This is a genomic window from Paenibacillus sp. HJGM_3, from assembly GCF_045062745.1.
GTDB lineage: Bacteria > Bacillota > Bacilli > Paenibacillales > NBRC-103111 > Paenibacillus_AA.
In genome coordinates, this window is sequence record NZ_JBJGED010000017.1 from 142,927 (window position 1) to 163,069 (window position 20,143).

Genomic DNA, 20,143 nt, shown 5'->3' on the forward strand with positions numbered 1-20,143 from the left:
CATCATACCATGTCGAATCTATTCCCGCTAGACCTATTTTAGTTATTTAGGCCTAATTCATTATATGCATATGCAGGGCCGAAAGTCTTAAGAACTAATCCGCGTACTGAAATGATTCTACGGCCGCCTCCGCACGTGCCGCATTCGCTTCCGTATACGACCGCATCGTTCATTTTGAGCGTAATGGTGTACGTAATATTGTGGCTGCGGAAGACGTACTCGGTCTGCTCGTAAGGAGCTTTTTTCAAGTTATACCGGATCGCGATCTTCTTGCCGCCATCGCCGAACGTCGAATCGTCCGTAATCGTATAGGTGTATTCCGGGTCGTTCTCGTTGCTTTTCTTGTGCCCCTGCTCCAGCTTCTTCATAACATCCTCTACGCTGCTCTTGTCATCGGCCTCCACGGTCAAGGACCCTCCGGTGAAGTTGAAGTTGGCTCGCGGACTATCCTTATAATACGAGCCAGGAGTCGACCACAGCTCCGGGATCCGAACCGAATAGTGGTACTTTTCATTTTTGTATGCATTCGTTCCGTTAGGATCAAGCAGCTCGTCCTCGTCCTGGATATACCCCAGACTGGTGTTCATCGTGTCCTTGCTCACCTTCATGGACTTGACGATCGCGTCGATCAACTCGGCCGCTTCCTGCTCATGGTCGTCCTTTTTGAAATCCACGGAGATCTTATATTTGTATTTGTCCTTAATGAAGTACAGATTCACCTGCGAATTCCATGTATCGCCGCCCATGCGCCACGAATGGCGTACTTGCTTCACCGGCACCCCGTCGGCATTCTCATCTTTCAGCTCGCCGGTTTGTCTGTACTCTTCCGCATACTGACCAGTGAATTGCAGCTCCTCGCGCGCCACCCAGTCCGCCAGCGTATCGCCCGACGAAGCCGACGTCACTTGTACGCTAACATCCTGATCGGCGTCCTCGTTGCTGTATGCCAGCTCTCCGCCGTACTTGTTCTCCTCCCAGCCGGACGGCAGCTCGAACGACAACCCATATTCATTCGTGAAGGTCGTACCGCCTTCTTGGAAGATCGAAATATCCTTCAGCTCCCCATCCTTCGCGTCGAAGCTGAAAGAGAAGCTGTCCAACAAGTCTAGGTAAGCGTTCAGCTTCACCTTGTTTTTGTAATTGTCTTCCGACGTAACGATCAAGGCGATGTAATACACCTTGTCGCCCTTTTGGTAAGCGCGGGCTTGATAGTATTGATCCTCATCCGACTTCGCCACTACTTTGGCGTACGGCACCGGTTCCTGATCCAGGTAGCGCTTCTCGAGCACCGTATCGTCCGACGACATCGCCAGCTTGCGCAGCAGGCCGGTGACGGACAGCTCCTCGCTGATCTTCTCCTCTACCGAGATCGAGATGCCGAACTCCCCTTTGGAATCGCCGAAGGTCACCCGGCTGCCGTCATCGCTCTGAAACGCTTGGATCAATCCGGCCGGATACTTCATCGACCACCCGAAGTGGCTGTCGCCGATCTTCGTCTTGCCTTGATCGTCATCGATATAGCCGCCCTCGGAGTCTTGCACCCAAGATTTGCTCGCGGAAGGGTCTTCTCCAAGAACGACGCTTCGCACAACGGTCTGCCCGCCGGAATGCAAAGTAACACGAAGGGTTTCCTTCGGCAAATACTTCTTCATCAGCTCGTTGTACTCGACGATCGTCTTGACCGAGGCTTGATCGAACGAGACGATAGTGTCCCCTTGCTTAATGCCCGCTTGCGCCGCCGGAGAGTCCGGATCCACGTAAGCGACCTTCAGCGCTTCCTTCGCCGGCAGCCCTACGACCGCCTCCCAGCTCTCTTCCAGCTCCAAGCCCATATAAGGCCGCATCACCTTGCCGTACTTCTCGAAATGCTCCAGCACGTACTGGACGGTATTCACCGGAATGGCAAAGCCGAGGCTCTCCACGGAGTAGTCTACATACTTCTGCGAGTTGATGCCGACGACCTTGCCCTGCATATTGACGAGCGCGCCGCCGCTGTTGCCCGGATTGATCGCCGCATCGGTCTGGAGCAGCTGATAGGGGGACTCCACGGACCGATCCATGCCGCTGATGATGCCGACTGTCACGGAATTGCGGAGCGCGAACGAGATCGGCGTCCCGATCGCCATCACCGTCTCCCCGACTTTAATATCGTTCGGAGCCGCGAACGCAGCGGCCGACAGCCCGATCGCGTCGATCTTGATCAACGCCAGATCGCTCTCCTCGTCGTAATGCGTCGTTTTGCCCGGGTATGTCTTGCCGTCGGAAGTGACGACTACAATGTTCTTCATCGATTTGACGACATGGGCGTTCGTGACGATCACCCCATTGGACTTCACGATCACGCCGGTGCCGTGCGCCAGGTTGAACCGATCGTGATCCGAATCCTTGCCGTCCGTAGGCTTGCCTATAATCGCAACTACACTAGGCGACACGTTCGCCACAATGTTCGGAATCTCGGAATCCGAGCCGGCCGCATAGACCGATAGATTCCCCGCATACAACCCGACCAATAAGCATACGATCAACATCCAGCTTAGCTTCTTGCCCCTGCTTGTCCGTCTCATGTAGTACTTCCTCTCGTATTGGAAAATGAATCCTGTTCGTTCTGAATCTATCACAGGTCCAATAGGAGTACAATGTGAATTTTCACACAATGATACATTCTGTATCTAGCTAGCGTATGAGAAAAACCGTTCGGATCACGAGATGTGAATCCGGACGGCTCTTGATCTTCCTATTAATCTGCAGGCGTGGCCACCTTCTCGCGGTCCTCGCCTTTGTCCGACTCGCCGGCGTTTTTGTTCGCCGCCTGGCGGTCGGCGCGCATCTCCTCCACCGTCTTCACCCTCAGCCGTGCGGCGCCCTCGTAATTGCGGGTGGGAACGAGCGGACCGGTCGCCAGCCGCTCCTTCGCGGAGACGATGGCCTCCTTGTACTGCGGCAGCCACGCCTCCTGAGCCACCAGCATCTCGTCGACCATCTGCCAAATTTCTTTCGGGTTGCAGACAGCCCCTACGAGCGGATCCATCATGAACGCCTGCCGGAGCAGCCGGTCGTCGCCCCGCACCGCCGCCTCGACCGCGAGCCGCTGTACGGAGATGCTGACGTTGCAGACCGCCGCGCACCCGAGTGGCAGATCGCCGACGGTCGGCATGGCGATGTCATTGCGATCCACATAGCCAGGCGCTTCGATCACCGCATCATCCGGCAGATTGGCGATAATGCCGTTGTTCACGACATTGAAGTGGCCGCGGTACACCCTTCCTGTCTCCAGACCTTCAATAATGTAAGTTCCGTGCTCGTGCCCCCGCTTCTCCGGCTTGTATTCCAATGCCGGGTCGTTCATCCAGTTCGGGAAGTCAGTCTCGAACCAGCTCCGGCCCTCCGTGCATACCCGGAGATACCCGCCGGTCTCGCCGTTGATCCACGAGCCCATATCGATCCACTCCTGAATCTCGTCCGGACGCTTGCGGTACCACGGCACGTATTCGCTGAGATGCCCGTTCGACTCGGTGCTGTAGTAACCGAACCGCCGCAGCATGTCGATGCGCACCTTCTCGGTCCGGCTGAAGACCGGATGGCTCTCGAACGCTTCCAGCAGCTTCCCGGTCAAATCCTCCCCCTGGTGCCGAATTTGGACGTACCAGGTCTGATGATTGATGCCGGCGCAGATGATGTCGACCTCTTCCTGCTTCAGGCCGAACGCGTCGGCGATTTGCCTATGCCCGTGCTGCACGCCGTGGCACAGCCCTACCGTATTCACCCCGCCGTATTGATTGCACGCCCAGGTCATCATCGCCATCGGGTTGGCGTAATTGAGCAGCAGCGCGTTCGGTTCCGCCATCTCGCGGATATCGCGGCAGATGTTCAGCATCTCGGGGATACCCCTTTGCCCGTACATGATGCCGCCCGCGCACAGCGTATCGCCGACACATTGGTCCACCCCGTAGCGCAGCGGGATGTTCACGTCCGTCGAGAACGCCTCCAGCCCGCCAACCCTGATCGTGCAAAAAATGTACCGCGCCCCCTCCAGCGCAGCGCGCCGGTCCGTCGTCGCTTGAATGCGGATGGACAGGCCGTTCGCCTCGATGTCCCGCTGGCACAGCTCCGTCACCATCTCCAGATTGCGCGCGTTAATGTCGTGGAACGCCACCTCGATTCCACCGAATTCCGGAACCGTCAGCAGATCGCGCAACAACCCTCTGGTAAATCCAATGCTCCCCGCCCCGATAAAAGTCACCTTGAATGACATGCCGCTCCTCCTTTACTCCAGTGCAGATGGTCGATTGCCTTTCTTTGAATTGTATCAGGAAGCCGAATGAAGGCGTTATCAAAATGATGACTTTCTGCGGGACGGCGATGACCAAAATCCTCACTTCTTCGGGAGGCTCCCTTGGCTTAAATCAACCGAATTGCGATATTCAACAGGTGTTTGGTTCACATGTTTTTTGAAAAGCGTATGAAAATATTGCCGGCTGTTAATCCCCACGTACTCCGGAATGTCGCCGATCGGGATCTGGGTCTGGGCGAGCAGCATCTTCGCCTTCTCCATCCGGTGCGAAGTCAGTACCTCCATGATCGTGCGTCTCGTGTGCGCTTTAAAAATACGGTGCAGATAGCCTGGATGCAGATTGACCGCCGCGGCGATGTCCTTCACCAGGATATCCCGATCGTAGTTCTGCTGCAGGAATTCCATACATTGCTTCACGTACAGGCTCGTCTCCGACTCGCCTCCGCCGCTGCGTTCTTCCTGTTCCCACAGCGCGGCGATCCGGAGCAGCAGCTGCCACAGCAGCAGCTGCACCCTGATGCCCTGCTTCGTTCCTTGGCGGTCCAGCTCGAGCACCAAGCTCTTGAGAATATGGTATACGTCGTCCGGGTCCCGGAGTACGATGTACGGGAGAGGCGCCGCCAGCAAAGCCGTGAGCCGCTCGTCCTCGGCCGCCCAGCCGTCGATCGAGGGCAATCCCCCGTTCTTCGCCGAGCTGCCGAATTCGACGTTCAGCATCCGGCACGGACTGTCCTTCTCCACGATCAACCGATGCGGGACATTCGCATCCAGGACGATAAACTCGCCTTTTTTGAGCCTGATCGTATCCGATGAAGCCTGCTGGGCACGGGCCACCTGGATGCGGCACGTTCCCGAGAGAACATACATGATTTCCGTCTCGGCATGCGTATGGTAGACCATGTCGAGGCCGTCCCATTGCCGGAAGTAATACGCCATCACACGAAAATGCCCCTCGCCTCCCGACGTCCCGAGCCGAAACAGCCGTTCCTTGTCCATGTGAACCCCACTCTTCCCTGAATGCGATTATGTGCCCAGTGTAGCAGAAGTTCCAAGTCATTCCTACAGCGAAAAACGGCTATACTAATTGGTAAAAGGAGGTCGATTCCATGGGCGACATCAAGTGGATGCAGCAAGCGATGGAGCTCGCGTACCGCAATGCCGCGGAGGGCAAGGGAGGCCCGTTCGCCTGCCTGGTGGTGAAGGACGGCACCATCGTCGGGCGCGGCACGAATCAGGTTACCACATTAGGCGATCCGACTGCGCATGCCGAGGTCCAGGCGATTCGCGACGCGTGCCGGCAGCTGGGCCACTTCCAGTTGGACGGCTGCGACGTCTATACGAGCTGCGAGCCCTGCCCTATGTGCCTCGGCGCCCTCTATTGGGCCCGGCCGCGCGCTATCTATTACGGCTACTCGCGGGAAGAGGCGGCGGCGATCGGCTTCGACGACGCGTTCATCTACGAGGAGCTGGCCCGGCCGATCGCGGCGCGCCGGATTCCGATGCGCCGGATTGAATCCGAGGCGGCTACCGAATTTATGGATGCGTTTGATTTATGGAGCCGAATGGAGGGTAAAGTAGAGTATTGAGGGTTCATCGAACAGGCCGGAAAAATATTTTTTTCGCCACCCCCTCAAAAAGAGCCGGAGTAACGAAACCTATAATGCACCGCACCAAGAAACAGAAAAACATCCGTTACTCAGTCGAAAGTACCTGCATCCGGTCCGGGCGGGAACCCAAAATCTGATTAAGGTGGTGTTCGTTATGGAATTGGCGATTATCGTGGTAGCGGCGGCCGTCATCATTGCGGCGGTCATCTACCGAAGTCGGAGCTGGCAGACGGTGGCGACGGGGAATGGTCGCACCGCCGAAGAAGTACAAGCGAAGTATGCCTATCTCAAGGCGAATCAGGTCAAATGCAAGCTGAAGACCGAAGAGGCGCCTACGATGGGTGCTGTCCAGGGCAGCGGCAACTACGCGGACGGTCCTACCTCCAATGTGCGGCTGGAGGTGCACAAGAAGGACGTCGATCGCGCCACGGAGCTGCTTAAGACCTTTGGCGAACAGGATGCTGCATTTTCGTTATAAGATCGAAAACCGAGAGGGCGTTCTCTGCATGATGCAGGGAGCGCCCTCTCGGTCGTGATTTAGCCTTTCGCGGCCTGGCCGAAAGCTTGCAGGAACGCGCCTGCGGGCTGTGCGCCGGTGAGCGCATACTTGCCCGCGAGGACGAAGAACGGCACGCCGGTAATCCCGACTTGGCGGCCGAAAGCCAGGTCTTCCTCCACTTGGCCGATCCCTTCACCCCGCTCGACTTGCGCCCTTAGCGCCTCGGCGTCGGCTCCGCATTCGGTCGCAAGCGCGAGCAGCACGTCAAGCCGCCCGATGTCCCGGCCTTCCTCGAAATAAGCGCGGTTGACCGCTTCGACGTAAGGAGTGGCTTGATCATCCGGTAGGAGCGCGATGATCTGATGCGACAGAAGCGTGTTGGGCGAGTACTCGACGCGGTCGAAGTCGAAGTGCACTCCGGCACCCTTGCCCGCCTGTACGACTTGCCCGAACAACTGGGACAGGTCGGCGCGGCCGGCGAATTTCTTGGTCATGTGCTCCCGGAACGGAAGCCCTTCCTTCGGCGTAGTCGGGTCGAGCTGGAACGCTCTCCAGCGGATCGTGACCGGCTGACCCCATTCCTCCAGCGCTTTGTACAGGTTCGCCTTGCCGATGCGGCACCAGGGGCAGATCGTATCGTGAAACACTTGAATTTCCATAGCCGGTTCCCCCTTGATTCGTAAATTAGCATAGTTTCTTACTATTAATAAGCATACTCCAAATCGCACGTGAAGTCCAAGGGAGGCGTCAAGACGAAACGGGCGGGGGTGTGCTTTCGTATGACGGATATGGTAGGGTTAAGGTAGACGAAACGAGGAGGGCCGCGCATGTTCCAACGCGACTATATGCTGAGGCTGATCGAGCAAATCACTCAAGCGGTCGGCGTGCTGATCGGGCTGAAGCAAAATCGGGATCCGCTGCAGGCGCTCCAGCACATTGACGAGCTGCTGAGGCGGATGCTGGGGCTAAATCCGAAGCTGCTGCGCAGCTTGAGCGATCAGGCGCTGCTCGAGCTGCTCCGGCAAGGGCCGGACGGCGGCCCCGACAAGCTGCTCATCGTCGCCATGCTCCTCAAGGAAGAAGGCGACTGCCAGCAGATGCTGGGCGACTTCACGACGGCCTACCAGCGCCATTGCCGGGCGCTCGGGCTGTATCTCGCGGCTGCCGCCGAAAGCGCTGAGCGGACGTACGTCGATTATCCCGCGGAGATTCGCGGGCTGCTCGAGACGCTCCGCCGCTATGAGCTCCCCGTCCCGATCCGGCTCGAGCTCTGGCGCTTCCACATGGCCGAAGGCCACTATGCGGACGCGGAGAACGAGCTATTCTCGCTCTTCGAGGACGGCCACGGGAGCGCGCCGCTGCTCGCCGACGCGATCGCGCGGTACGAGCAGCTGCTGACGCTGGACAAGGCGCGGCTCGAGGCCGGCGGCTTGTCCCTCCTCGAAGTGGAGGACGCGCTGGAGCAGCTGCGCGGCAAGTTGGAGAGCCTGACCGAGTAGGGTGCGGTCAGGCTTTTGTCTTGCAGCGATGCGGGAATGTTGCACGAAAGGCAACATTAACGGCACGCGAGCCCTTGCTTTCTTTTGAATGTTGCCCATGAGGCAACTTTTTTTGTGCAGCAGTGTCGAAATAATCGTCGCAGCAAGTCATAAGACTTTAGTCCCGAATATTTTAAGATCGCCCCTGATTACGGCAGGACTGCCCCCTATTGGTGTCGAATAACCTATACAATTGGCGAATAATGTCGATTCCAACAATCTGACTCGGAGGAGATCACATGAAGATCCGCACCAAACTGTTTCTATCTTTCGGCGCCATGATCGTATTGTTGTTCACGCTAGGTCTGTTCGCGTACATGCACATGAAGGACACCGAAACCGCCTATCAGGAAATGCTGGCGGACGGCGAAGTCCGCTCCGGATTGCTCAACGTCGAGTATCGCCTGGCCGGGATGTCGAATGACGAACGGGCGTACCTGTTGAACCGGGACTCCCAATTCGCAGCTTCACTCGAGCAAAAAGACGCCGAGGTCCGCCAGCAGATCTCTCTCTTACATAACAGCACCACCTTGGATGCTTCAGATTTGGAAGCGCTCTCTAATATCTCGAAAAGCTATGAGGCTTACAATAAAGCCAGCCAGCAAGTATTCTCCAAAGCTAAGGCCGGCAGCATGAACGAAGCGCAAGCCCTGCACTTCGGGGATGAACGGGAGACTCGCAGGCAGCTCGATACCCTGGTCAGCCAACTGATTGAAAAGCTGAACGTCGAAATCGACCAGGACATCGAGGATCGTCAAACCGAGAATGACCGGCAAAACCTGTTCACGCTAGCGATCTTCGCCGTCAGCCTAGCCGCGGCTATCACGATCGGCCTCGTCCTGGCCCGCCTCATTACGAAGCCCCTGAGCGTAGTGAATCGACAGCTGAAGGAAATCTCCGAAGGCCACGGCGACCTCAGCCGCGAGCTCGAGCTGCGGTCCCGGGATGAAGTCGGCCAGCTGGCCGCTTCCTTCAACCTGATGATCCGCAACCTGCGCTCCATTCTCAGCCAGGCCCGGGATACCGCCATTCAAGTCGCCGCTTCATCGGAGCAGCTCACCGCGAGCGCGGAACAAACGACGGAAGCGACGGAGCAAATCGTGGAGGCTACCCAGCAGATCGCCACCAATGCCGAGCAGGAGCAACTGCATGTCGTCGAGACGGTGCATGCGATCCGGCAAATGTCGAGCGGCATCGATCAGGTTGCGATCAGCAACGAGGAAGTGTCCCGCCTCGCGCAGACCGCCTCGGACGCCGCTACTAGAGGCACCGCCGCGGTTCGCGATGTACTTAGTGAGATGACAGACATTCAAGCCGCGGTACAGGCAGCCGCCTCCGTCATAGAATCGCTTGGTGCCCGTTCGCAACAAATCAACGGGATCACCAGCCTCATCACGGATCTGGCCAATCGCACCAACCTGCTGTCGCTCAACGCCGCGATCGAAGCCGCCCGGGCCGGCGAGCACGGGAGAGGCTTCGCCGTCGTCGCCCAGGAAATCCGCAAGCTGGCCGATCAATCGGGCAAGTCCTCCAACCAGATCGCGGAGCTGATCGGGGAAATCGTGCAAGAGACCGAGCAAGCCGTGGCCACCATGCAGGCCGGCACCGGGAAAGTCACGGCCGGGCTCGCCAAAGCAGCCCTCGCGGGGGATGTGTTCCAAGCCATCGAAGCGAATGTCACGGCGGTCGCCCAGCAGGTGGAGCATTCCTCCACCACGGTCTTGGACTTGGCGGCCACCAGCCAGCATATGGTCTCCGTGGTGGAACGCGTATCGGAGGCGAGCAACACGGTCGCGGCTTCCTGCCAGAGCAACTCGGCCTCTACGGAGGAGCAGCTGGCCACGATGGAAGAGATCTCCTCCTCCGCCCAGGCTTTATCCAAGCTAGCCGAGGACCTCCACAGCGTCCTCTCCCGATTCAAGCTGCATTGAGCCGAAGCATCAAGCGAAGCGATTCAAGCGAAAGGGCTGTCCCCCTACCATGGGAGACAGCCCTTCTTGGTCTTGCGCTATATGGCTCACGTTCGGCTTACTACAGTTGGTCGAGCGCCTGCTTATCTTCTTCCAGATCGGCTCTCGCCCGGTCGACCGGCTCCTGATTCCCGCTTAGGCCGGCATCTTCCAGAGCCTGCTCCGCCTTTTGAATCGAGTTCTGCGCTTGCTGAATCGTGATGTCCGTCGGATGCGACTGCGCTTGGGTCACGGCGTTATGCGCCGTATCGACCGAGTTCTGCGCCTGCGAGATCGGGTTCTGGGACTGCAGGCTGGAATCGGGTTCTGTCATGGAATTTTCCCTTCCTTCCATATGGAATGACAACGTCCTTAATATGGCAGAAGGTGGAGGAAAATATACCAATCGACCCCTTTCGGTCTCAGCCCGAGCGTCAACCCCCGACGCCCCAGCCGGCGATCAGCGATTGGCCGTCGGCGTTCAAGACGGCCGCTGCATCATCCGTCCGATAGGACCGCATCGCCGGATTATTCAAATGCTTGAGGAAGTCCTCCATATGCGTGGACGCCTGTTTCAGCTTCCCATCGTTCAGATGGTGCCGCACTTGCATGAGCGAATTGCGGAGCTGCGTAAGCAGCGGTTGCTGCAGCTTGCCGGCCGCCGCATAACGCTCTACGAGCCCCTCTACTGCATCCAGGCTCGTCGCCACCTGAATCGTGAACGTATGAGCCGCCGCATTGCCCGCCGCATCGTACACGTTGACGTTCACTGTATGCGGTCCGAGCTGCCCCGCCCAATCAACGGTCAGCACGGACGTACCGGTCACCGTCCCGTAGACTGCATCCGAGACGCTGAACGTCTGTCCGGCCACGCCGGACCAAGGGTCCTGCGCATTCAAGACGAACGTGACCGGCTGGCCATCGTTCAGGACGAGACCGTTCGCGACCGCCGATCCATTCGCCGTCAGCGTATAGACCGGAGCCGTACCGTCTACTGGAACGGTAATCGACTTCGTCTCTTCTACCGTCCCCTGCTTCCCTATCGAACGATATTGGAGCGTATGGCGTCCGTCCCCCGTCAGCTGCACAGGCTGGGCATAAGGGAGCCAGCCCGCTCCTCCGTCCAGGTTGTATTCGGTACGCAGTACCTGCGATGGGTCCCCGTAGACGCTGAGGGTGACGCTCGCTCCAGGCGCATACCAGCCGCCGGAAGAGGTTCCGGTGACGGTTGCCTGGGTGACCGGCCATTGCAGAGCCGCCGACAGCGGAATCCGGAACGAGGCGCCTTCGGCGATATCGTACACGAAGCCCTTGCTGAAGTCGTTCGAATCCACATAGCTGCGGATTGGCGTCGCGTCGCCAATGTCGAGCGAATACCGGCCGCCTCCGAGCGACATGGCGTTGCGAATCTCATAGGCGGCGTTGCGGACGCCGTCGTTCGCGACGTAGATCGTGCGGCCGGCGAGCAGGCTCGGATCCACCGGAGACGGCAATTGCACCTCGACCGTATTGGCCGTGGACAATGTCTTCGTAAAGCCTGTTACCGTCCCTACCGGTGTGGCAGGGGCATTAACGGTCTGTCCGCCCAGCTTGCCGATCATGCCGCCGTCTTGCACGTAGCCGTACGTCATCTGTCCCGCTTGCTCCGTATAGACTCCGAAAAATCCTTGGAAAGCGATCTTGTCGTCAATCGTATACGCGACGGTCGGGTCGGACGATTGCACGATATAATCCGTTCTCCCGTCAGCCAGCTCGACTCGGACCGCACGGACCGTATTGTCCGTGTTCGGATCGACGGCCACGCCATCCCGCTTCACGGAGGCCGGGGCGATCGAGCGGATCACTCGCTCCGCCTTGTAGGGCTCTAAGACCGATGTGAACAAACTGTCGAGATTCGCGCCTGTCCGATGCGCCAGCATATACCGCAGCGCCGGCGGATTGCCCGGCTTGTTCCGCGGCGGAACGCCGTCGGCCAGGGCAATATCGTCGACCTGTCCGAGCATCGTCAGCCTCAGATGCACATCCGTATCGGCACGCGCCCCTTTCCCGAACACATTCCATGTATCCTTCACCTTCCAATCGACGCTGAACACGGAAGACGGCGCCTCGTCGCGCTCGACGTTCTTCAGCCAGTGGAAGCCGCTGCCCATATAGCCCGCCCCTTCCACATCATCCGCCCGCTGGCCGAACTCCACGTTCGGTCCGGCATAAGTGCCGGTCGGCTGCGCCGTAAGGGACAGGCCCTCGGTCGTGACGGTGCCCTCGGCCGCGTGGAAGCTGAAGTGATGGTCGGTTCCGCCCTTCACGCGGAAGAAATCGACGGTATACGAATGCTCGTCATCCACTTGGATCGTTGCCGTCGTCCGGCGGTACGTGTTGAGCTGCGGGTAGACGCGAGGCGCCTCGACGTCCACGAGCTGGACGCGGCCCGCATCGTCGTAGTGCTTCGGCGTGCCGACCCATTGGTTGCCCTGCTTGCGCTTGTCTACGACAACCGTATTGTGGCTGACCGTGTTGTTCACCCACTGCGCCCGGTGCATATCGACCGAATCGGCGAATTCAGGGTAGCCCAAATCGGGAGCCAGATCCAGTCCGTACGCGTGCATCCCGAGGTTCAACGTATCGCGGTGCCCGTGGCCGGAATTCCGGCCGTAATACAGCCAAGTGTCTCGCAGCGTATTGCGCTGGGCGTCCACCTTGGCAATCTCATCTTGCGTGAGAAGCAGCAGCTCGGTGGCGCCAACCTTGTAATTCGAAGCCAAGGGGTTCTTCCCGATGTTCTCGAACGTAATCGTATGGCGGCCCGCCTGAAGCTCGAGCTGCGCCAGCACTTCCAAGTCCTTGGACGCGCCGAAGAAGTCGATCTCCTTCACCGGATTCCCGTCCAGAAGCACGCGATAGATGCCGTACGAGGTCGCCCGGAAAGGCTTCAAGCGCACCTGATACGTGTCCGTCCGGGGAACGTCGTACGCGAAAGTGATCCGATGACCCGGCGTCGTAGCCTCCATCTGCACCGTGGAGGTAGATTCGTACGTGTTGTACGCCGTGGTCGCCTCCGTCACAGGGAGGTTCGGGAAGCCATAGCTGATCCCGTACTTCCGCTTGTCGTTCTCCCCATCCCGAAGGGCGGTGAACCCGTAGCCGGTCAAGTTCACGCTGTCCAGATCGAGCGGTCCCTCCTGCTGGATGACCGCTTCGATATCCTCCGCGATCTTCTCCGGATCGGCCGCGAAGATGTCGCCATGGATCCCCTCCGAGCTGTTGTTGTTCAGGAAGTGCGCCAGCTGGGCGTAGATCGGCTCCCGGTAGATGTCGAACGCCTTGATCATCTGCGCCTTGTCCAGGCTGATCCCCGGATTGCCGGTGGATTCCGAGTCCCCGATGGACGGCGTGTACCGCTCCGACAGCATAAGCGGATATTTGCCGTCGAACATTTTGCTCAGCTTCACATTCTGATACAGATCGGCCTGCGGATACTTGTCGTACCCGTACAGCACGTCGGCGACGATCAGATAGTTGTTCAGCCACAAGCTGTTGTAGCCCGGCGCGGCTTCGTTCCCATTGCCGTCACGGTCGACATCGTTGACTAGGGACGCCAGCATGTTGCCCCCGGTCACCCGCCAAGGGTTCGGCTCCAGCTTGCCCGCCTGGTTGTTGAAGTCGAGCCATTCCTTCGTCTCGGGGAAGGTGTCGAGCACCACCGCGGCCATCGCGAGTGCGCTCTGGTGCATCCCGACATTGCCGCGGATCTGCGCTTTCTTCACACCCGGGAACACTTCGCGCAGAATGCCGTCTTCCGCGTTGCGGCGCAGGCCGGTCCCCGACCGTTTGAACGACAGCTTGAACTTGTCCGCTTGCCCGCTCAAGAACGCGATGACTTCGGGATCGTCCATGGCGGGGTAGAAGGCATCATAAGCGTTGATGAAATCTTTGACCAGCGAGGTCTCCCAGACGGAGCCAACCGCCTTGCCCCCGCCGGTTCCTTGCGCGGACTGCAAGAAGACGTTCGGATCGTAGGCGAACGCGTCCAGGCTCGGGTAGACGTCCGCGATCCGGTCGAGCAGGACGATCCCCGCCCTGGCGTATCGGATGTCGCCGGTGTATACATAGGCGTCGCGGAGCGCCTTGACCGCCCGCTGGATGATCCCGCTGCTGTACCACAGATGCCAATGCGTGTAGTAGGCGATAAACGTGAACCGGTTGCCCTGGTCATCGACCCACCCGTAGCCGTCGTCGACGCCCCATGTCGGGCCCTTCTCCGGATACAGCGTATTGACGAGCAAGCTGCGGTCGGCCCGCTCCGGCCGGAACGTTCCCTGCTCGTCGAGCCCGCTCCGGTAGTACGCGCCGAAGTCATTCGTAGGGAACTTATACCCGCTGGACGGATCGACGATCTTCCAGGGATCGTTCACAGGATCGGCGGTGTAAGGGTAGTTCCCGTACTTGTCGATTTCCTTGCCGGTGACGGGACTGCCGACTACCTGGTTCACCCCGTAGCTGCGCGGCAGCGTCTGAGGGGGGACCAGATCCCACAGGGCTTCATACCCCATGGCGACGAACGGTTCGGCCGCGGTCATGGCCGCATCCCGGATGCTGGCGGCCCAATCGGAGCGCGCGGCATTCGCCCTGGCATTCGCCACCTTCGCCGGGGTGAAGATGGTGCTCCTCATCTTGTCGTTCGTCAGCGCGGTCACGGTAACCGGAGCTGTGCCGCTCCGGACAACCCCGCCGAGCTCGACGGTGGCTGTCACCGCAGCGGATCCGGTCTGAAGGCCTTCGAATCTGCCGGTCGCCCCATCCATCGCGAGGAGGGACGGCTGATCGGCGGCATACGTAATATGCGCGAGCGATAGGTCGGCCGCGGTGCCGTCCTCGAATTTCCCGACGACCTTCACATCGGCGAATTCGCTTACTTGGATCGTCGACGAGGAAACGGATACATCCACGGAAGACAACGTTTTGGGCGTCACTACGACGGATTTCGAGCCGGTTACGGTAACGCCGTTAAATGTGACCGATGCCCGCACAACGGTCTCTCCCACCTGCTTGGCCGTCAAGACTCCTTGATCGCTTACCGAGACGATGTTCGGATTGTCGCTCGTATACTGGGCCGTTACCTTAGACAGGTCGGCCGGCGCCCCGTCGGAGAGCGTGCCGGCGAGCTGAACTCGGGCAGTTGCGCCGACATACAGCTCTTCCGGGGTCCAGCTCAAGCGGACTTCTGCGAGCTGTTGATCGGTGACGGTCACGCCCGACGTCCGGACCGCCGTGCCTTCGGCCGCCTCCACGGTCGTGGTGATCGTGGCCGTCCCTTTCCCCCGCCCCGTGAGGAGGCCTTCCGGGCTAACCGTGACGACCGACTCGTTGTCAGAAGCGTATCGGATGACCGGCTGCGTGACGACCGTTCCGTCCGACATGGACACGGACGTCTGCATCTGCGCCGTCTCGTTCAGCAGCAGCAGCGATTTGGACGGCTCCGCGGTCAGCTGCACGACGGCCGGACCCGGCATCGGCGTTAGCGTCAGGCTGGCCGCATACATGGAATAATTGCTCCCTGTCGTCGCCTTCGGATTCCGCCCGATGACGGTGAATGTTAAGGTATGAGCGCCAGCGGTCAGTTCAACTGTGCGCATCGCCGTGTCCGGTCCGAACTTGCTGCCCGGATCGTAGAAATCGTACGTCCCGATCCTCGTCCCATCTATGGACAGAGCGCCGATCCCGGATTTAAAATACAAATAACCTTTGAAGGAGATCAAATAATGACCGCTCTCCGGGACTATGAATTGAAACGAGCGGGATTGCCCGACCGCCGTAGCCGAGATCGCCGCGCCATAAGCGCTGTTGCGGGTCGTGGCCGGCAGGTCGGTCGTCTTCCCGACCAGCGTCAGGTTGCCGCTGCCGGAGAAGGCATCGAGGAAATTGTACTTCAGCGGAGCCGGTGCCGGGTCTCCCTCCGCCGCGAATAGCGTGGCCGGTCCTAACCCGACCAACAAACAAACCGTCAGTAGCAAACTCACTCCCTTTCGTAACATCGAGTTGGTTCGGGTTCGCCGATGCGGATGAAACAATGGACGTCACTCCCTCGCGCGTAGTAGTTTTGCAAGCGCTTTCCTAATTCCCGCGGCAACGGGATGCGCTTGAAGCAATTCTATTATCGCTCCCTGGAAGAGTTCGAGACACGGACAAATGCGATGAGAATTTGGACATTTTGTGCTAAAATTCATATGAAAAGGGAAATGAATTTCGTTTCAATTAGGGCCGTGGAAAGGGGAACTTGCCGATGACGAACCCGCAACTGCCATACTTGAAAACGCTATATTTGCCCGACATGGACTCCGCGTTTCGCGTCTACCAGACGCATATCCGGACTACGAAACCGATCTTTTCGCGGCCTTGGCACGATCACCCGATGTTCGAGATCAACGTGGTGTTGGAAGGAAAACAGAACGTATGTATTGGGGATGTCATTCATGAGATGCAAAAGGGGGACGTCATCCTAATCCCGCCAGGGCTGACCCATCGGTTATCCGATACCGCCGGAACGGAATTGACATATTTCGCGTTGCATTTCGATGTGGAGGATTACCGGCTGCGTGCCATCCTCAGCCGGTTCCGATGCGGCTTCCACCCCTACGGGTCGCCGATCGAGACGGAGATCCGCCCAGCCCTGATGCAGCTGATTCAGACGTTCCGTGCTTCGGAGCATGTGGATATGAAGCACCCGGCGCACCGGATGCGGTTCACTTCCCAGCTGTTCGGCCTCTTCGCCGCCTTGGGCAGCGTGGAGGACCCCGGGGGACTCGCTGCAGGAGCGGACCCTACGAAGTACGCGGTCGCCCACCGCATGGCCGAACAATTCGAAGCGATCGCCTCAGCGGGCGACAGCGCCGGCACGATGCTCGGCATCAGCATCGCGCGCCTGGCCGAACAGTTGGGCTACAGCTCCGCCCACTGCTGCAGGCTGTTCCGCAGCGTGTACGGCGTGTCGCCCCGGCAATATCTATCCGGCGTCACTCTGCACCGGGCCCGGCTGGAGCTGCTCAATCCGCGGCAATCGCTCGAGCAAGTGGCCTCCAAGCTCGGGTACCAGGACGGCGCGCATTTCAGCAAGCAGTTCAAGCGCTGGACCGGCTGTTCGCCATCCGAGTACCGGAGACGGCAAATGCAGACGGATGCGGGGGGTTGAGGGTAAAACAGATAAAACCCACAATCGGATGCGGGTTTCTGGGTTAACTTTTAAGATAGAGTTTGAGCTCTTCATAGAAATTTTCTCTGGACCCGGCTAGAATGACGACCACCAGATCTCCTTCTTCATTTTCTTCTAGCCGGTAGGCAATCTCGTAATTTGTGCCTTGATAGAAAATATCATATCCGTAAACGCCGGTTAAATCACCTGTTTTAGGTTCTCCAATTGATGGATCTAGCCGAATCGCTATAATGGCATCCAGATAAGCCTTCTTTAGCGGTTTTTCAACCAATTTCTTAAAATATCGTTTTGCTGGACTTAAATATGCGACTGGAAGCATCTAATCCCCCATAACATCGCCAAAAATCTCTTCCGTCTCATCGTTGTCCTTGCTCTTATAGTTGCGGGCGACTTCGCCGGATTCGGCAATCAGATTTTTAATGGCACTGTGGAATTCGCTTTGTTTTTCTCGAAATTTCTTCAGCAGTTCATCGCCGGTCAATCCTTCTTTAATTAGATCAGCCAGAATAAGATCTGCAAAATAGTCGTTGCCCACATTTTCGCGAACAGGGCGCATGATGATGTTATTCCCCTTAATGCTGAATTCTACTTCGTCTTTGATCCCGGCCTGCTCGAATAGTTTTTGAGGAATTGTAACTTGGCGCTTCTGAGAGACACGCGCGCGCTTCCATTCCATTTGACCCACCGCCTCATTTGCAATTACCATAGTTTACCCCTCTCTCAGTCGATTTATTCCTAGATTCCATTTTCTTTGTTTCTTTACTTCCCATTTTACACACAAGATTTATCAATTGAAAGCCTTTTGTCTTCAAAACAACCCCAGCTGCTCCGGCGGAGGAGGCGGCAGGTCCGGATGCGGCAGCCCGAGCATGTCCATGAACTGCAGCGCGTTCTTCGCCGCGTCGCCGCCCGAGTTGTTGTTGAAGATGACGCACACTTCCACCGAGCCTTGCTCCAAAAGCCGCAGGTGCCCCACCCACTCGGCCAGCTCGGCCTCGCTGTAGCGGTACAGGTAGCGCACCTCCCGCCAGTCGCGGTCCGGCTGCTTCGTCCATCCATCGGCATTGCGGCCGTGGAACCGAACGATGGTCACGCCTGGATGCGTCGCCTTCAGTACGGTAGGCACCGAACCGGGCGCCACCTGCGGTTCGTCGCATACGCTGTGCATCCACCCCTCTGCCTCGAGGAAGGCGAGCGTCTTGTCCCGGAAGGCCGGGTTGAACCACGTCTGATGCCGGAATTCGAGCGCAACCGGAACGTCCCCCATCCGCTCTTTGGCCTCCCGCAGAACCGCTACGTTGTCCCGGGTGCAATCAAACCAAGGCGGATACTGGAACAACACGGTCTTCAGCTTCCCCGCCTCCCGAACCGGACGGATGGAGTCGAGGAACGCCCGGAACATCGCATCCGTACTGTCGAACGGATTTTTGCCCCGCAAGTGCCCGGTCATCCCTTGGTACGCCTTCACCACGAAGGCAAAATCCACCGGCGTCTCCTCCGCCCACTTCGCATAGTTCCGCTCCGACTGCACGGCATAAAACGAGCTGTCCACCTCTACCGTACTGAAATACCGGCCATATCGCTGCAGCCGGTCCTGAGCCGGCGTCCCGTCCGCATACAGGTCCCGGTGATCGCCCCACCCCGCCAAGCCGATTCGAATCATACAATCACACCCACTTTCCGCTCGCGCCGATGTTCGAAGATCCAGATCGAGAGCCCGAGCCATGTTCCGCTGGCCAAATACCCGCCCAACACGTCGCTCGGATAATGCACGCCGAGGTAGATCCTGCTGATTCCGATACCCATAATAAATACTAGACTTCCTAGCACTAGCAGCACCCGGCCCGTCCGACTCGCAATATGCCTCCACAGCAAGTAGGTCAGGACGCCGTAGAACGAGAACGCCCCCATCGAATGTCCGCTCGGGAAGCTGTAGCCGGTCTCTTCGATCAAGCGGTGAAGCGTAGGCCGTTCCCGGTGAAACAGAAGCTTGAGCGCGAAATTCAAAAGGGCCGAGCCGCCCGTCACCCACACGAACAACACGAGTTCCATCCGATGGCGCAGCACCCGATATAAAAAGCCGACGATCAGCAAGCCTAGTATAGTGACGATTTCACCGGATCCGATCCATGTAAAGCATTTAAATAAGCGGGTCCACCCCGGTGCCTCCAAGCCCTGTACGGCGCGGATGATGTTCGAGTCGAATGCCGCTATTCTCTGAGTCCCGATCAGGATCGCCACTAGCCCGAATGCTAGAGCCAGCAGCAGGCTGATAAAGAAGCCCCGGGTCAGTCTCCATTTCAATCGCATGTCCGAACATCCTCTTCTCTGTCTGGTGTGTGCCTGGCGGCTGCGAAGCTTCTTCCTACTTCGCTTCCCTGGGAGCCGTTTCCTTTATTATGGCCCCTCTTTTGCATGAACTGCAAATTTTCCATTACAATAATGACGTAAGGGTCCAAGCGTTTATATCACGCCATCACGCAAGGGAGGAAAAAGAATGCTTCCGTTTGTGTTTCATAATCCTACAAGATTGATATTTGGCGACGGCCAGTTGGCCAAGCTCCCCGGCGAGCTCGCCGCCTATCCCGGGCGGGTGCTGCTCGTGTATGGAGGCGGCAGCATCAAGCGGTCCGGCCTATACGACCAAGTGACCGCCAAGCTGCGGGAAGCCGGGGCCGAATGGTCGGAGCTGTCGGGCGTTGAGCCGAACCCGCGCCTGTCCACGGTGAACCAGGGGATCGATATATGCCGGCAGGATGACATTCGCTTCATTCTCGCCGTCGGCGGAGGCAGCGTCATCGATTGCGCCAAAGCGATCGCCATCGGAGCAAAATTCGAAGGCAATGTCTGGGACATCATCGAGCGCAAAGCCACGGGCCGTGAAGCTCTCCCGCTCGGAACCGTGCTGACGCTCGCCGCCACCGGATCCGAGATGAATACGGCGTCCGTCATCACGAACGAGGCGACGCTGGAGAAGCTCGGCTGGGGATCGCCGCTCGTCGCTCCGAAGTTCTCGATCCTCGATCCCGCCTATACGGTTACGGTCCCGAGA

The 20,143-nt window shown here is 58.5% G+C and carries 16 protein-coding genes; 6 read left to right on the top strand and 10 right to left on the bottom strand.

All coding sequences use genetic code 11. The features are described 5' to 3' along the window. Positions 1 to 38: 38 nt before the first annotated feature. From ACI5FR_RS19335 to ACI5FR_RS19345, 3 genes are all read right to left on the bottom strand, one after another. Positions 39 to 2,564 carry a S1C family serine protease gene (locus tag ACI5FR_RS19335; protein ID WP_405457258.1) on the bottom strand — a complete coding sequence of 842 codons (2,526 nt, stop codon included), beginning with the start codon at positions 2,562 to 2,564 and terminating at the stop codon, positions 39 to 41. 173 nt (positions 2,565 to 2,737) lie between these two features. Then, positions 2,738 to 4,252, bottom strand: coding sequence for an alpha-glucosidase/alpha-galactosidase (melA, locus tag ACI5FR_RS19340; RefSeq protein WP_405457259.1), 1,515 nt, complete (start codon positions 4,250 to 4,252; stop codon positions 2,738 to 2,740). A gap of 120 nt (positions 4,253 to 4,372) precedes the next feature. Further along, positions 4,373 to 5,287: an AraC family transcriptional regulator gene (locus ACI5FR_RS19345; protein ID WP_405457260.1), complete on the bottom strand. Its 915-nt coding sequence runs from the start codon at positions 5,285 to 5,287 to the stop codon at positions 4,373 to 4,375. 110 nt (positions 5,288 to 5,397) lie between these two features. Here ACI5FR_RS19345 and ACI5FR_RS19350 point away from each other — a divergent pair, with 110 nt between their 5' ends. Beyond that, the gene (locus tag ACI5FR_RS19350) at positions 5,398 to 5,877 is read left to right on the top strand and encodes a nucleoside deaminase (RefSeq protein ID WP_405457262.1); all 480 of its coding nucleotides are present in this window, start codon (positions 5,398 to 5,400) and stop codon (positions 5,875 to 5,877) included. Positions 5,878 to 6,052: 175 nt separating this feature from the next. Further along, positions 6,053 to 6,376, top strand: coding sequence for a hypothetical protein (locus ACI5FR_RS19355; RefSeq protein ID WP_405457265.1), 324 nt, complete (start codon positions 6,053 to 6,055; stop codon positions 6,374 to 6,376). Positions 6,377 to 6,435: 59 nt separating this feature from the next. Here the strand turns inward: ACI5FR_RS19355 and ACI5FR_RS19360 are convergent, their stop codons facing one another. Further along, positions 6,436 to 7,056, bottom strand: coding sequence for a DsbA family oxidoreductase (locus tag ACI5FR_RS19360; protein ID WP_405457267.1), 621 nt, complete (start codon positions 7,054 to 7,056; stop codon positions 6,436 to 6,438). Between the two features lie 168 nt (positions 7,057 to 7,224). On the opposite strand from ACI5FR_RS19360, the gene ACI5FR_RS19365 reads away from it, so the two are divergent. Beyond that, complete coding sequence (locus ACI5FR_RS19365) at positions 7,225 to 7,896, top strand: DUF6483 family protein (RefSeq protein ID WP_405457269.1); 672 nt, start codon at positions 7,225 to 7,227, stop codon at positions 7,894 to 7,896. A 278-nt stretch (positions 7,897 to 8,174) separates the two neighbouring features. Beyond that, positions 8,175 to 9,866, top strand: a complete 1,692-nt coding sequence (locus ACI5FR_RS19370; RefSeq protein ID WP_405457272.1) for a methyl-accepting chemotaxis protein — start codon at positions 8,175 to 8,177, stop codon at positions 9,864 to 9,866. Between the two features lie 100 nt (positions 9,867 to 9,966). Here the strand turns inward: ACI5FR_RS19370 and ACI5FR_RS19375 are convergent, their stop codons facing one another. Both ACI5FR_RS19375 and ACI5FR_RS19380 read right to left on the bottom strand, forming a co-directional pair. After that, on the bottom strand, positions 9,967 to 10,218 hold the full coding sequence (locus tag ACI5FR_RS19375; RefSeq protein WP_405457273.1) for a hypothetical protein: 252 nt from the start codon (positions 10,216 to 10,218) through the stop codon (positions 9,967 to 9,969). Positions 10,219 to 10,318: 100 nt separating this feature from the next. Then, the gene (locus ACI5FR_RS19380) at positions 10,319 to 15,895 is read right to left on the bottom strand and encodes an FIMAH domain-containing protein (RefSeq protein ID WP_405457275.1); all 5,577 of its coding nucleotides are present in this window, start codon (positions 15,893 to 15,895) and stop codon (positions 10,319 to 10,321) included. A 269-nt stretch (positions 15,896 to 16,164) separates the two neighbouring features. Between ACI5FR_RS19380 and ACI5FR_RS19385 the strand changes: the two genes are divergently transcribed. Further along, entirely contained in the window at positions 16,165 to 17,070 is a 906-nt protein-coding gene (locus tag ACI5FR_RS19385) for a helix-turn-helix domain-containing protein (protein WP_405457278.1), read from the top strand. Positions 17,071 to 17,113: 43 nt separating this feature from the next. Here the strand turns inward: ACI5FR_RS19385 and ACI5FR_RS19390 are convergent, their stop codons facing one another. The 4 genes from ACI5FR_RS19390 to ACI5FR_RS19405 form a co-directional block, all read right to left on the bottom strand. After that, positions 17,114 to 17,410 carry a type II toxin-antitoxin system RelE/ParE family toxin gene (locus ACI5FR_RS19390; RefSeq protein WP_405457279.1) on the bottom strand — a complete coding sequence of 99 codons (297 nt, stop codon included), beginning with the start codon at positions 17,408 to 17,410 and terminating at the stop codon, positions 17,114 to 17,116. Continuing rightward, the gene (locus ACI5FR_RS19395; RefSeq protein WP_405457282.1) at positions 17,411 to 17,797 is read right to left on the bottom strand and encodes an AbrB/MazE/SpoVT family DNA-binding domain-containing protein; all 387 of its coding nucleotides are present in this window, start codon (positions 17,795 to 17,797) and stop codon (positions 17,411 to 17,413) included. Positions 17,798 to 17,899: 102 nt separating this feature from the next. Further along, positions 17,900 to 18,754 (bottom strand): DUF72 domain-containing protein, encoded by an 855-nt coding sequence (locus ACI5FR_RS19400; RefSeq protein ID WP_405457284.1) that lies wholly within the window; start codon positions 18,752 to 18,754, stop codon positions 17,900 to 17,902. Next, positions 18,751 to 19,401: a phosphatase PAP2 family protein gene (locus ACI5FR_RS19405; protein ID WP_405457286.1), complete on the bottom strand. Its 651-nt coding sequence runs from the start codon at positions 19,399 to 19,401 to the stop codon at positions 18,751 to 18,753. The genes ACI5FR_RS19400 and ACI5FR_RS19405 overlap by 4 nt, the downstream gene beginning before the upstream one ends. 187 nt (positions 19,402 to 19,588) lie before the next feature. Between ACI5FR_RS19405 and ACI5FR_RS19410 the strand changes: the two genes are divergently transcribed. Next, positions 19,589 to 20,143, top strand: a 555-nt coding sequence (locus ACI5FR_RS19410) for an iron-containing alcohol dehydrogenase (protein ID WP_405457287.1), incomplete at its 3' end; no start/stop codon positions are given.